At 71.3% G+C, this 13,075-nt stretch carries 14 protein-coding genes; 4 read left to right on the top strand and 10 right to left on the bottom strand.

From position 1 onward, the window contains the following. The first annotated feature begins 33 nt into the window (after window positions 1-33). Window positions 34-1,293, top strand: a complete 1,260-nt coding sequence (lysA, locus tag F1C12_RS10730) for a diaminopimelate decarboxylase (RefSeq protein ID WP_185275020.1) — start codon at window positions 34-36, stop codon at window positions 1,291-1,293. A 130-nt stretch (window positions 1,294-1,423) separates the two neighbouring features. Further along, complete coding sequence (locus F1C12_RS10725) at window positions 1,424-2,356, top strand: aldo/keto reductase (protein ID WP_185275019.1); 933 nt, start codon at window positions 1,424-1,426, stop codon at window positions 2,354-2,356. A 7-nt stretch (window positions 2,357-2,363) separates the two neighbouring features. Here the strand turns inward: F1C12_RS10725 and F1C12_RS10720 are convergent, their stop codons facing one another. From F1C12_RS10720 to F1C12_RS10705, 4 genes are read right to left on the bottom strand one after another with little or no spacing between them, the layout of a single operon-like run. Continuing rightward, window positions 2,364-3,002, bottom strand: coding sequence for a 3-oxoacid CoA-transferase subunit B (locus F1C12_RS10720; protein ID WP_185275018.1), 639 nt, complete (start codon window positions 3,000-3,002; stop codon window positions 2,364-2,366). Between the two features lies 1 nt (window position 3,003). After that, window positions 3,004-3,780, bottom strand: coding sequence for a CoA transferase subunit A (locus F1C12_RS10715; protein ID WP_185275017.1), 777 nt, complete (start codon window positions 3,778-3,780; stop codon window positions 3,004-3,006). Beyond that, window positions 3,777-4,523 (bottom strand): 3-hydroxybutyrate dehydrogenase, encoded by a 747-nt coding sequence (locus F1C12_RS10710; RefSeq protein WP_185275016.1) that lies wholly within the window; start codon window positions 4,521-4,523, stop codon window positions 3,777-3,779. The genes F1C12_RS10715 and F1C12_RS10710 overlap by 4 nt, the downstream gene beginning before the upstream one ends. A gap of 32 nt (window positions 4,524-4,555) precedes the next feature. Further along, window positions 4,556-5,911, bottom strand: coding sequence for an MFS transporter (locus F1C12_RS10705; RefSeq protein WP_185275015.1), 1,356 nt, complete (start codon window positions 5,909-5,911; stop codon window positions 4,556-4,558). Window positions 5,912-6,016: 105 nt separating this feature from the next. Here F1C12_RS10705 and F1C12_RS10700 point away from each other — a divergent pair, with 105 nt between their 5' ends. Continuing rightward, window positions 6,017-6,931, top strand: a complete 915-nt coding sequence (locus F1C12_RS10700) for a LysR family transcriptional regulator (protein ID WP_258045839.1) — start codon at window positions 6,017-6,019, stop codon at window positions 6,929-6,931. A gap of 7 nt (window positions 6,932-6,938) precedes the next feature. On the opposite strand, the gene F1C12_RS10695 is transcribed toward F1C12_RS10700, so the two are convergent. Genes F1C12_RS10695 through F1C12_RS10680 form a run of 4 tightly spaced genes read right to left on the bottom strand, consistent with a single transcriptional unit; the run spans window position 6,939 to window position 9,787 of the window. Then, entirely contained in the window at window positions 6,939-7,871 is a 933-nt protein-coding gene (locus F1C12_RS10695; protein WP_185275013.1) for a helix-turn-helix transcriptional regulator, read from the bottom strand. A 19-nt stretch (window positions 7,872-7,890) separates the two neighbouring features. Next, window positions 7,891-8,853, bottom strand: coding sequence for a helix-turn-helix domain-containing protein (locus tag F1C12_RS10690; protein WP_185275012.1), 963 nt, complete (start codon window positions 8,851-8,853; stop codon window positions 7,891-7,893). 59 nt (window positions 8,854-8,912) lie between these two features. Beyond that, window positions 8,913-9,125: a hypothetical protein gene (locus F1C12_RS10685; protein ID WP_185275011.1), complete on the bottom strand. Its 213-nt coding sequence runs from the start codon at window positions 9,123-9,125 to the stop codon at window positions 8,913-8,915. Next, entirely contained in the window at window positions 9,122-9,787 is a 666-nt protein-coding gene (locus tag F1C12_RS10680) for a sigma-70 family RNA polymerase sigma factor (RefSeq protein WP_185275010.1), read from the bottom strand. Before F1C12_RS10680 ends, F1C12_RS10685 begins: the two co-directional genes overlap by 4 nt. 115 nt (window positions 9,788-9,902) lie before the next feature. Here F1C12_RS10680 and F1C12_RS10675 point away from each other — a divergent pair, with 115 nt between their 5' ends. Continuing rightward, entirely contained in the window at window positions 9,903-11,045 is a 1,143-nt protein-coding gene (locus F1C12_RS10675; protein ID WP_185275009.1) for a lactonase family protein, read from the top strand. A gap of 348 nt (window positions 11,046-11,393) precedes the next feature. Here F1C12_RS10675 and F1C12_RS10670 read toward each other — a convergent pair whose 3' ends face one another. Next, on the bottom strand, window positions 11,394-12,041 hold the full coding sequence (locus F1C12_RS10670) for a hypothetical protein (RefSeq protein WP_185275008.1): 648 nt from the start codon (window positions 12,039-12,041) through the stop codon (window positions 11,394-11,396). Between the two features lie 122 nt (window positions 12,042-12,163). Further along, the gene (locus F1C12_RS10665; protein ID WP_185275007.1) at window positions 12,164-13,051 is read right to left on the bottom strand and encodes an arginase family protein; all 888 of its coding nucleotides are present in this window, start codon (window positions 13,049-13,051) and stop codon (window positions 12,164-12,166) included. Window positions 13,052-13,075 lie beyond the last annotated feature (24 nt).

Below are 13,075 nucleotides of genomic sequence, written 5' to 3'. Positions count from 1 at the left end.
GCTGCCCGATCCGAACCGACTGAAAGAAACGATATGGCCCACCCCCTCCTCGACCTCTTCCCGCACGGGGCGGCCGTCGACCCCGACGGCACCCTGGTGATCGCCGGCTGCCGGGTGGACGACCTGGCGCGCGAGTTCGGCACGCCCGCGATCGTCGTGGATGAGGCCGCCCTGCGCGCACGGGCGCGGGAGTACCGCACCGCGCTCACCTCGCGCCGGACGAACGCGCGCGTCGTCTTCGCGTCGAAGGCGTTCCCGGCGACCGCCGTGCAACGGGTCATGGTGGAGGAGGGGCTCGGCCTGGATGTGGCGGGCGGCGGCGAGATCCTGAGCGCCCTGCGCGCGGGGGTGGACCCGGCGCTCGTCGTCATGCACGGCAACGCCAAGACGACGGAGGAGCTGCGGATCGCCGTGGAGGCCGGCATCGGGCTCGTCGTCGTGGACAACGCGGACGACGTGGACCGGCTGGAGCAGCTGGTCGCGCCCGGGAGCGTCCAGGCCGTCCTCGTCCGGATCGTCCCCGACGTCGTCTCGTCCACGCACCCCGCCGTGCAGACCGGGCAGGTGGGCTCCAAGTTCGGGCTGACGGCGGCTGCCGCGCGCCCCCTCATCGCCCGGATCGAGGCGAGCCCGCTGCTGGACATGCGCGGACTGCACGCCCACGTCGGCTCGCAGATCATGGACCCGGCTGAGCTCGCCGCGGCGGTCGCGCCGCTCGCGGCCCTCGGCACCTTCCCGGTCTACGACCTCGGCGGCGGCCTCGGCGCCCGCTACACGACGACCGACCGGCCGGCCTCCGTCGACGAGTACGTCGAAGCGCTGCTCGCGGCCGCCGATGAGCACCTGCCCGCCGACGCCGAGCTGATCATCGAGCCGGGCCGCAGCATGGTGAACGGGTCGGCCCTCACGCTCTACACGGTCACCACCGTCAAACGCGACGCACGCAACTTCGTCGCCGTGGACGGCGGCATGGGCGACAACCTGGAGGCCGCGCTGTTCCAGCAGCGCTACGAGGCCGTCCTCGCCGGCCGCCTGAACGACGAGGACACGGAGGAGGTCGTCGTCGTCGGCCGGCACTGCGAGTCGGGTGACGTGCTGATCGACCCGCTGCGGCTGCCCGCCGCCCGGGTCGGCGACCTGCTCGCCGTGCCGGCCACCGGCGCCTACACGCACACGATGGCGAACAACTACAACGGCTACCGCCGCCCGCCCGTGGTCTTCGCGCGTGACGGCCAGGCCAGGGCCGTCATCCGGCGGGAGACGTGGGAGGACCTGTTCGGCCGGGACGTCTGAGGGCTGTTTCATCGACCCGGCTCATGACTGGCAGAGAAAACAGTTGTTGGACTTCCGAATGCGGTCTTCGTAGCGTGGGAGGCGCGTCCCTTCCGGGCGTGCCTCCTCCGCTCTCCAGAAGGGATCACCCGTGAGAACGTTCACGCTGCCCGGCACCGAGATCACCGCGCCCAACGTGGTGCTCGGCCTTATGCGCATCCAGGACAAGTCCGACGAGGAGGTGCGCACGCTGGTGCGAACCGCCCGGGACGCCGGGATCAACTTCCTCGACCACGCCGACGTGTACGGCACCCCGCTGCACGGCTGCGAGCGCCGGTTCGCCGAGGCCATGAAGCTCACCTCCTCCGAGCGCGAGGAGTTCGTCATCCAGTCCAAGGCGGGCATCGTGCCCGACGGGCCGTACTTCGACTTCTCGGCCGAGCACATCCTGGAGTCGGTGAACGGCAGCCTGGAGGCGCTGGGCACGGACTACCTCGACATCCTGCTGCTGCACCGTCCGGACGCCCTGGTCGAGCCGGAGGAGGTCGCGCGCGCCTTCGACGAGCTCGCGTCTTCGGGCAAGGTGCGGGCGTTCGGCGTCTCGAACCACACCCCGGGCCAGATCGACCTGCTGCGCCGCTCCGTGACCCAGCCGCTCGTCGCCAACCAGCTGCAGCTGTCGATCACGCACGCGCCGATCATCGCCCAGGGCGTGGCCTCCAACATGCAGGCCCTCGACCAGTCGGTCAGCCGCGACTCCGGCATCCTCGACTACTGCCGCCTGAACGACATCACCGTGCAGGCCTGGTCGCCCTTCCAGGCGGGCTTCTTCGACGGGCCGTTCCTGGGCTCGGACCGCTATCCCGAGCTCAACGCGGTCGTGGACCGGCTGGCCGCGAAGTACGGCGTCCCCGCCGAGGCCATCGCCGTGGCGTGGATCACCCGGCACCCGGCCCGGATGCAGGTCGTGCTGGGCACGACGACGCCGTCGCGCGTGGCCGCCGCCGCGCTCGGCTCCGAGCTGCCGTTGACGCGGCCGGAGTGGTACGAGCTGTACCGGGCGGCTGGGTACCTGGTTCCGTAGGTCCGCCCTAGCGGCTCCCCGCCAGCAGGGGAGCCGCGGTCGCGGCCACGACGTCGGCAACGTCGACGCCCGGTGCGACCTCCACCAGCAGCAGGCCGTCCGGGGTCACGTCGATCACCGCGAGGTCCGTGATGATCCGGTCGACGACGCCGCGTCCGGTCAGCGGCAGCGTGCACTCGGGGACGATCTTGGGGGTGCCGTCCTTCGCGACGTGCTCCATCAGCACGATGACGCGGCCGGCGCCGTGGACGAGGTCCATCGCGCCGCCCGGTCCCTTGACCATCCGGCCCGGGATCATCCAGTTGGCGAGGTCGCCGCGCTGCGAGACCTGCATCCCGCCGAGCACAGCGACGTCGATCTTGCCGCCGCGGATCATGCCGAAGCTGAGCGCAGAGTCGAAGAACGCCGCTCCGGGGAGTGTGGTGACCGTCTCCTTGCCGGCGTTGATGAGGTCGGGGTCGACCGCGTCCGCGTCGGGATAGGGTCCCGTGCCGAGGATGCCGTTCTCCGACTGGAGCACGACCGACCGGCCGTCCGGGAGGTGGTTCGGGATGAGCGTCGGCAGCCCGATGCCCAGGTTGACGTAGGCGCCGTCCGGCAGCTCCCAGGCGGCGCGCGCGGCCAGCTGCTCGCGGGTGAGCGCCATCTCAGCCCTCCGTCCGTGCGACGGTGAACCGCTCGACGCGCTTCTCGACGTCCCCGACCTCCAGCAGGCGGTGGACGTAGACGCCGGGCAGGTGGATGTCGTCGGGAGCCAGCTCGCCCGGCTCGACCAGCCGTTCCACCTGGGCGACGCAGACCCGGCCGGCCATCGCCGCGACGGGGGAGAAGTTGCGCGCAGAGGCGTGGAAGCGCAGGTTCCCCGCTCGGTCGCCGACCTCGGCGTGCACGAGCGCGAAGTCGGTGCTGATCGCCTCCTCCAGCACGAACTCCTGGCGCACGCCGCCGACCTCGAACGTCTGCAGCTGCTTGGGCGGCGACGCCAGCGCGACCGAGCCGTCCGCGGCGTAGCGTCGCGGGAGGCCGCCCTCGGCCACCATCGTGCCGACGCCGGTGCGCGTGAAGAACGCGGCGATCCCGGAGCCGCCCGCCCGCAGCTTCTCGCCGAGCGTGCCCTGCGGGGTCAGCTCCAGTTCGAGCTCGCCGCTGAGGTACTGGCGCTCGAACTCGCGGTTCTCGCCCACGTAGGACGACGTCATCTTGCGGATCCGGCGCGCCGCGAGCAGGACGCCCAGCCCCCAGTCGTCGACACCGCAGTTGTTGCTGACCACCGCGAGGTCGCGGACCCCGCTCTCCAGCAGCGCGTCGATGAGCACCATCGGGATGCCGCACAGCCCGAAGCCGCCGACCGCGATGGACGCGCCGTCCGGGATGTCGGCGACGGCTTCTGCGGCCGAGCCGACCGTCTTGTCGAGACCGGTCATCGCGCGCTCCACCCGCCGTCCATGGTGTAACTCGCACCCGTGACCATCCCGGCGTCCGGCCCCGCCAGCCACAGCGCGAGGCTGGCGACCTCCTCGGGCTCGACCAGCCGCTTGACGGCTGATTCGGCGAGCAGCACGCGCGCCAGGACCTCGTCCTCGCCGATCCCGTTCAGCCGGGCCTGGTCGGCGATCTGCTTCTCCACCAGCGGCGAGCGCACGTAGCCCGGGTCGATGCAGTTGCTCGTCACGCCGTGCTCGCCGCCCTCCAGCGCCGTCACCTTCGACAGGCCCTCCAGGCCGTGCTTGGCGGAGACGTACGCCGCCTTGTACTTCGAGGCGCGCAGCCCGTGGACGCTGGAGAGGTTGATCACGCGCCCGAAGCCGCGCTCGTACATGCCGGGCAGCGCGGCGCGGATGAGCAGGAACGGCGCCTCCAGCATCAGCCGGAGGATCAGGGAGAACCGCGCCGGATCGAACTCCTCGATCGGGCTCACGTGCTGGATGCCCGCGTTGTTGACGAGGATGTCGGTGTCCAGCCGACGCTCGGCGAGGGCGCCCGTGTCGGCGAGGTCTACCCGCCAGCTCTCGCCGCCGATCTCGGCGGCGACGCGGGCAGCCGCGTCGCCGTCGATGTCGGCCACGGTCACGTGCGCGCCGCCTGCGGCGAACGCGCGGGCGCATGCGGCGCCGATCCCGCTCGCGCCGCCGGTGATGAGAGCGCGGCGTCCCTGGAACGAGGTCATGTGGTGCCTTTCGGTGCGGTGGTGGATCGTGTTCAGCGCGCGACGGACGGCGTGGCGCTCCGGGCGTCGCGGAGAGCGTCGGCCTGGTCGACGGCCTCCAGCGAGATGCCCTTCGTCTCGCGCAGCGAGACCACGGCGACCAGGGTCACGACGCAGGCGATCACGATGTAGACGGCCACCGGCAGCCAGCTGTGGTAGTCCTTCAGCCAGGCGGTCGCCAGGATCGGCGCGAGCGAGCCGGCGACGATGGAGACCACCTGCGAGCCGAGGGAGACGCCCGAGTAGCGCATCCGGGTCGGGAACAGCTCGGCCATGATGGCGGGCTGCGGAGCGTACATGAACGCGTGGAAGACGAGTCCGATGGTCACCGCCAGCACGATGAGCGGCGGGTTGAGGGTGTCGAACAGCGGGAAGGCGAAGAACGCCCAGGTGGCGGCGAGCACCGCGCCGATCAGGTAGACCGGCTTGCGTCCCACCCGGTCGCTGAGCCGTCCGATCTGCGGGATGACGAGGAAGTGGACGACGTGCGCGACCAGCAGGGCCAGCAGCAGCTGGGCGGTGTCGTAGTTGTGCACTTCCTTCAGGTAGACGATCGTGAAGCTCACCACGATGTAGTAGAAGATGTTCTCCGCGAAGCGCAGGCCCATCGCCTTCAGCACGCCGCCCGGGTAGCGCTTGAGCACTTGTCCGACGCCGTAGTCGGCGCGCTGCTCGCCCTCCGCCTGCGCCTTGGCCTCGATGAAGATCGGCGCCTCGCTGACCCGGGTGCGGATGTAGAAGCCCACGAGCACGATCACGGCGGAGAGCCAGAACGCGATGCGCCAGCCCCAGCTGAGGAACGCCTCCGGCGCCATCACCCAGGAGGACACCAGCAGCACGAGCGTCGCCAGGAGGTTGCCGACGGGCACGGCCGCCTGCGGCCAGCTCGCCCAGAACCCGCGGCTGCGGTCGGGGCTCTGCTCGGCCACGAGCAGCACGGCGCCGCCCCACTCGCCGCCGAGCGCGAAGCCCTGGATGAAGCGCAGCGCGACGAGGAGGGCGGGCGCCCAGTAGCCGACGCTGGCGAAACCGGGCAGGCAGCCCATCAGGAAGGTCGCCGCTCCGACGATGATGATCGTCGCCTGCAGGGTGGGCTTGCGGCCGAGCCGGTCGCCGATCTGGCCGAAGACGATGCCGCCGAGCGGGCGGGCGATGAACCCGACCGCGTAGGTGACGAAGGCGGCGATCACGCCGTCCAGCGGGCTCCCGGTGGCCGGGAAGAAGAACGCGCCGAAGACGAGGCTCGCGGCGGTGGCGTAGAGGAAGAACTCGTACCATTCGACGACGGTGCCGGCCATGGACGCGGCGACGATCGTCTTGAGGGTGCGGGGACTCGCGGTGGTTTCCATACTCTCTCCTTCGATGTCGACGGTGACATCCGCGGGCCAGTCTCCCGGGAGCCCGAGTGCGAATCAATGCCCAAGGTCGCGACGGCGCAGTGCAGAATTGCACACATGGAATCGTCGAGGAAGCCGAGATCCGATGACCTGCTGATGCTGCTCGCTGTGGCACGCGCCGGCCGCTACGCCCGCGCGGCCGAGCAGCTCGGCGTCGATCACACCACGGTGTCCCGCCGCATCGACGCCCTGGAGGAGGCGCTCGGCGGGCGCCTGCTCACGCAGGCGTCCGGCGGCTGGGAGCTCACCGCGCTCGGGAGCCGCGCCGTCGACGCGGCGGGTCGGATCGAGGCGGCCGTGTCGGCGCTCACCCGCCCGGAGGAGGAGGCCGATCCGATCGAGGGCGTCGTGCGGATGTCGGCGACCGACGGGTTCAGCGCGTACATCGCCGCGCCGGCGATCGCCGCACTACGACGGGAGCACCCGCGGCTCTCGGTCGAGATCCTCACCGTGACCCGTCAGGCCCTGCAGCACCGCTCCGGCCTGGACCTCGAGATCGTCGTGGGACCGCCTCAGACCAGGCGGGCGCACACCGTCGAGCTGGGCTCCTACACGCTCGGGATGTACGCGTCCCGCGCCTACCTGGAGCGGACGGGCGTGCCGCAGACCCGGGAGGATGTGTTCGCGCACCCGCTCGTCTACTTCGTCGAATCGATCCTGCAGGTGGACGACCTCGACCTCCCGCGCCGCCTCGCCCCGCAGATGCGCGACGCCCTCACCTCGACCAACGTCTTCGTACACGTGGAGGCCACCCGGGTGGGCGCCGGCATCGGCCTCCTGCCGTGCTTCATGGCCGACCGCCACGACGACCTCGTCCGGCTGCTGCCCGCGGAGTTCAGCGCGAGCCTGCCGTACTGGATGGTCATCCACCCCGACTCGCTGCGGCACCCCGCCGTCGCGGCCGTCGCGGACGCGCTCCGCGAGCAGGTGCGCCGCGCGGCGGACGCCCTGGCGGGCCGCGCCGCCCGCTGAGCCGTCCCTACCCCCGCAGCGTGTCGCCCGGGTTCTGCCCGTACTGGTCCCGGTAGTACGCCGAGAACCGCGGGATGTGGCCGAAGCCCCAGCGGTGGGCGATGTCCCCGACGGTGTGGCCGAGGGTCGGGTCCCCGTCGACGAGTTCGCGGTGGGCGGCCTCCAGCCGCGCCAGCCGCAGGTACTCCATCGGGGTCTTGCCGGTCTCGCGGCGGAACAGGTCCTGCAGCCCGCGCACCGACATCCTGGCCGCCGCCGCGATGTCCGAGACCTGGATGGGGAGGTGCCGGTTGTCGTCGACGAACTCCTTCGCGCGCCGCACGGCCGCCACGGAGTGGTTGGACGAGTTGGTCGGCTTGCGGTCGTCGAGCCACGTGGTCGGGAACGTCGTGAGGTAGGCGCCGACCAGCAGCTCCGACAGGGCGGCGCCGATCAGCGGCTCGTCCGCGGTGCCGTCGAGCATGCTGTGGTGGACGAAGTCGGCCACCGTGTGCCAGCGCTCCCCGGCCTCCACGGTGAGCGGGGCGGTGCCGATGTTGTGCAGGTCGATCCGGTCGGCGCCGAGGTCGACGCGGACGAACCGGAGGACGGCCTCCGTGTCGAGCTGGATGGCGCGGGCGTCGACGCTGGTCAGCACGGCGTCGAGTCCGTGGTGCGGGATCGCGACCGGCTGGGTGGTGTCGATGGGCTCCCGCCCGATCGTCATCCGGCCGTCCATCGGGCTCTCGCCGACCATGAACCCGGGCATCTCCGTGGTCATCTGGAGCTCGAGTCCCTCGATGGTGTAGTCCGTGAGGACGACGCCGCTCGCCGTGTGCGCCTCCAGCTCGAAGCGCAGCTCGTCGCTGCCGACCGCCCCGAACCGCACGTCCGGGAAGAACGGCGCGAGCGCTTCGATCGTGGCGTCGGTGGTCTCCGCTGCGGCGTAGGCGACTTTCATGCGATCCCCCTTGTGCTGGTCACCGTTCCAGGACGCGTCTCGGGCTGACGCCGTAGACGGTGCTGTAGAGCTTGGCGAATGCCGAGGCACCCGGGAACCCCCAGCGGTGTGCGATGGCGGTGACGGTGTCCCCGCGTCCCGGGTCGCCGTCGAGGAGGTCCTGGTGGGCGGCGGCCAGCCTCGTGCGGCGGAGGTGCTCCCCGACGAGGCGGCCGTCGGGCGAGTGGGCGGAGAAGATCGCGTCCAGTTCGGCCAGGCCCACGTCGGCGGCGTGGGCGATGTCCACGTCAGTGATCGGGAGCGACGCGTAGTCGTCGATGAACTGCGCCGCGGTGCGGTAGCGGCGCAGTCGCGCCTCGGCTCCGAGCGTGCGGGAGGTGCGGTCGCCCTTCAGGCGGAAACCCTCCAGCACGCTCACCGCGAGCAGCCGGTAGAGGGAGGCGCGAACGAGGTCCTGCTCGAAGGAGTCCGCCTCGGCGAACTCGCGCGCCAGCTTCACCATTTCGGTCAGGCTGCGCGCGTGGGCGCTGTCGACCGGCCGGGCGCCGTCGAAGACCAGCTCCAGCCGCTCGTCGCCGTACAGCGCGCAGGCGAAGTCCCGGAGCGTGCGTGCCGGAAGGAACACCGCGAGCTCGTCGACGGGCCCGAAGTGCGCGAAGGTCGCGGTGCCGGGAGCCTGCAGCCACGGCGACGGCCCGACCCCGGTCTCGTCGCCGACCTCCCAGTCGAGCCGTCCGCCGACCGCGACCGCGACGGTGACGACCTCGGACGGGTCCTCGGTGCCCCACAGGCGGCCGGAGAACTGCATCCGGGCCACGCTGAACCGGTCGTCGCCGTCGATCTCCAGCCGGTGCCGGAGGTCGGACGAACTGGCGATCTTCACGTTGGGGGAGATGAGCCGCAGGCTGTGCTCGGCCTGCCCCACGTCGGCAGCGTCGATGATCCGGTGGAACGTCGGCTTCTGCGCCAGGGGGTCGGTCACGACCCCAGTGTGAACCCGTTCGCGCAGAACGGATACCTGTTGCGCGAATTGCGGGATCGCTACCCGCCCAGCGCCGCCAGCAGGCCGGCGTAGTCGTCGCCGCAGGCCGCGCAGCGCGACAGGTGGAGGGCGACGCCGGGGTAGCGTGCGGCGGCGTCCCGGCCGGACAGCACGAGCTCGGCGTAGACGTGCAGGAGCGACATCGTCTCCGCGCAGCCGGCGTCGCGCGGGTCGGTGCTGAGGAAGTCCCCGATCCGGGATCGCGCGCTCATGTCACCTCCTCGCCGTCGTCGTCCAGATAGTGATTAGTGACAAGGTAGCGCCGTAACTTCCCTCTCGCGTCGAAGAGGACCTTGTAGAGCGCCCCGCGGGAGGTCTTCCGCGCCACCGCGAGGGCTTCGAGCGGGACGCCCTCCACCACGACGGCGAGCAGCACCTCGCGCTGCCGGCGGGTGAGGACGGTGTCGATTCCGCGCCGCAGCGCCGCGATCAGCTCGGCCGCCATGCCGGCCTCCTCCGGCGAGATGCCCAGCCGGTCAGGGAGGCGGTCCCAGCCGGCCGCGTCGAGGGAGAGCGTCCGGCGCTGCCAGTAGTGCCGGCCGATCTTGGTGGAGACCTCGAAGATCGCGAACGTGTAGACCCAGGTCGTGAAGCGGCTCTCGCCGCGGAACTCGTGCAGGCGGCGCAGGACGCCGACGACCGCGTCGGCCGCCGCCTGGTGCGCGATGTCGTCCAGCTCGGGACCGGCGAAGGGCAGCGACGCCGACCGCCGGCGGACCTCCCCGCGCGCCACGCGCAGGAGCAGTTCGTAGAGCCGGGCCTCTGCCGCGCGCTGGACGGCGCCACCGGCGGTGAGGGCCCGCCGCCACTCGTCCGTCTCCGCGCTGTCGTCGCCGGAGGGGCGCCAGCGTTCGCCCTCCGCGTCGACACCCATGCGTCGATCGTAGGGCGCGCGAGAAAGATCTCGCGAGCAGGTAAGCATCCCGGCCGGCCCGACACACACCTCTCGAGCGCGCCGTGCGCGCCGAACGGATGATCGAAGGAGAATCATGAGAACACCAACTCGTCTCGCCCTCGCGTCGGCGGTCGCCGTCGCCGCGACGGCCCTGTTCGCGGGGCCCGCCCTCGCCGCGACCCCTGGCGGCGCCCCGGACGGCGCCGCCCACGCCGGCTCGGCGGTCTTCGTGCAGACCGACGGTCTCGCCGGCAACGCCGTCGTCGCATACGACCGCGCGGCCGACGGCACGCTGCACCAGGCCGGCACCTACCCGACCGGCGGCCTCGGCGGCGCCCTGGACGGCTCGGTGGTGGACCACCTCGCGTCGCAGGGCTCGCTCGTGCTCGACCGCGGCCTCCTCTACGCGGTCAACGCCGGCAGCAACACGGTGACCGTCTTCGCCGTCCACGGCGACCAGCTCGTCCGGCGCGAGGTGATCGGCTCCGGCGGGACCTTCCCGGTCAGTGTGAGCGCGCACGGCGGCCTGGTCTATGTGCTGAACGCGCGTGCGGGAGGGGCGGTGCAGGGCTACGTCCGCGTGGCCGACTTCCTCATCCGCATCCCTGTCTGGAACCGCCCGCTCGGACTCGACCCGACGGCGACTCCCGAGTTCACGCACACGCCGGGTCAGGTCGCGTTCACCCCGGACGGATCGAAGCTGGTCGTCACCACCAAGGGCAACGGCAGCGCCATCGACGTGTTCGCGGTCGATCGGCTGGGCGGTCTCTCCGCGCACCCGGTGACGAACGTCGAGCCGGGGGCCGTGCCGTTCGCGGTGTCGTTCGACGCGGGAGGCCACCTGGTGGTCGCCGAGGCGGGCACGAACGCGGTCGGCACCTTCGCCATCGCGCCGAACGGCGTCGTCACCCCGATCGCGAACGCCGCGACCGGGCAGGCGGCGACGTGCTGGATCGCCCGCGCCGGCTCGGCGTTCTACGCCTCGAACGCCGGAAGCGGGACGCTGTCCGGCTACCTCGACCCGGGAACGGGCGGCCTGACGGCGCTCGGGACGACCGCGGCCGGCGCGGGAACGGTGGACGCGACGGTGACCGGCGACGGCGGCTATCTCTATGTCCAGACCGGTGCGGCAGGAGCGGTCTCCGGGTTCCGGGTCAACCCCGGCGGCGGCCTGACCAGTGTCGGGTCGGTGCTGGTCCCCGGCGCCGTCGGCGGAGAGGGGATCGCGGCGGAGTGAAGGCTGTGGCATGAGTGGCGTCGCCGCTGCCGCCTGGCTCAGTCCGCGGCAGCGGCGACGCCCGCTTCTTCGGCTTACGAAGCTCCCGAGCGTCGGCGCGATCGAGACCAGGTCCACCACAGCCTCCCCAGCACCGCGGCGATGAGACCGGCAGGAGCGAGCAGCCCGACGATCAAAGTCAGCAGAATAGTACCCGTCGCGTCGTTCCCCATCGGGCGAGGGTAGCGCCCCGGGTCCGATCCTCGGCCGCGGGCGGAAGCGGCCTTCGCCCGTGAGGAGGGCCGAGGTGAGCGACCCGCGGAGGCGAACATCGCCCGACCCATCATCCGGACATCGGATGTGAGCGACTCAATTGACAGAGCTTCGGTTGTGCAGGCGTACCGCTCCGGTCGGGCTTGTCCTCTCGATCCGCTCGACATAGAGCGGGTTCGCTCGGCTCCCACGCGAGTTGTACGGCTCCTGAGAGATGAGCCATCCGAGAGGAGAGAGGAAGTAGAGCGCGGCAAGAATCAACGTCATCGCGATGTTCGCGACCCGCTCCCACGCGGAGCCCGTCCATTCCGGTCTGTCCCAGCCCGATCGACGTGCGACGAGCGTCGCGAGCCAGGTGACCAGCGTGAGGCCCGCAAGACCCACGATCAGGGCGTTGAACATCGATGCGCCTTGACCCACTTCCGCCAGCATGACGATGGACAAGAGCGCGGTCGATCCGGAGCGGCTCTGCCAGTCACTGGCCGCTGCGAAGGCGAGGGCGACCATCAGGACAAGGGTGGCGACCACACCAACCACGGTCACCCGCTCAGCCACCCACTCCCCGACTGAAGCGAGCCAACCGGACGGGATCGCGAGATAGTCCAGGACGCCACCGAGCTGCGCGAGCGGAGTCGAGTTTCCCGCATATGCGGCAAGCGCAACGATGAACAACACGCTGCAGGCGAAACGGTACACGTTGTCGAGCGTCAGCTTGAAAAAGCGCTCCACGAAATCAAGCCCCATCAACGGCACCCCCGCGCGTGCCGCCAGCCACTCGTTGATGCAGTCGTACTGCCCCTACGTCCATACCGTGAACCGTATCTCGGGCCGCAGACCTCAGCTGCCGGTGCGGCGCCGCTGCTCCGCTACACCCGCGGCAGCAGCGGCGCCAGCATCTCCACCACGAGCTGGGCGGACGTGTTGAAGCGGTCGGTCGGGTCGTGTTCGAGCTCGCTGAGCTGGAGGCCGATCACGCGTTCGCCGGCGAGCGTCCGGGCGGTCGCCACGACGTTGTCGATGGTCAGGCCGTTCGCGATCTGGTAGTCGGTCAGGACGATGCCCGGCTGCAGGACGTCGGCGGAGAAGTGCACGAACACCTCGCGACCGGCGATCGTCGCCGCCAGCTCCTCCTGCATCCTCGGTCCGGCCGGGATGTTGCGGATGGGGGAGTTGGCGATGATGTGCTTCTCGGCCTGGTCGAGGTCGCGGGCGCCGAGCAGCACCACATTCGAGAGGGCGACGTCGCCGCCGTGGCCGGACTTCCACAGCCCGGTCGCCCCGCCGAGCGCCATCCCGCTGAGGTCGCCGGTGCGGGTGGTCGTCGGGGTGTGCAGGCACGGGTGGGCGCCCAGCCACACGATCGCGGCGTCCGGGTGGGCCCGGGCGACGGCGGGGAGGGTCGCGAGGGCCGCGGCGTTCCTGGTCAGGCAGAAGGCGCTGAACGCCGCGGTCCGCAGCGAGTGCTCCGCCCTCTCGGTGAGGGCGTCCAGCTCGGGCCGGGCCTGGTCGAGCGCGGCCCACCAGCCGAGGCTCTGCCCCTGCGACGCGCCTTCGCCGATCACGCCGACCTTCGCCTCCAGCCGCCGGCCCAGCGTCTTCGCGAGGGTGAGGGTGGCGTGGCGGGCGCGGTCGTTGTGGCCGGAGACGCCGTCCACGAACGCGGTGACGGTCGGCCCGGCGGTCTTCGCCTGGCCGGACTCGCGCGGCATCTGAGAGAGAGGGTTGGCCGGATCCTGGTCGACCACGGTGCTCATTTTTACAGACGCCCTTCGGGTAAG

This window comes from Leifsonia shinshuensis (assembly GCF_014217625.1).
Taxonomy (GTDB): domain Bacteria; phylum Actinomycetota; class Actinomycetes; order Actinomycetales; family Microbacteriaceae; genus Leifsonia; species Leifsonia shinshuensis_A.
The sequence above is the reverse complement of the archived record's forward strand: the minus strand, read 5'-3'. Positions and strand labels throughout refer to the sequence as shown.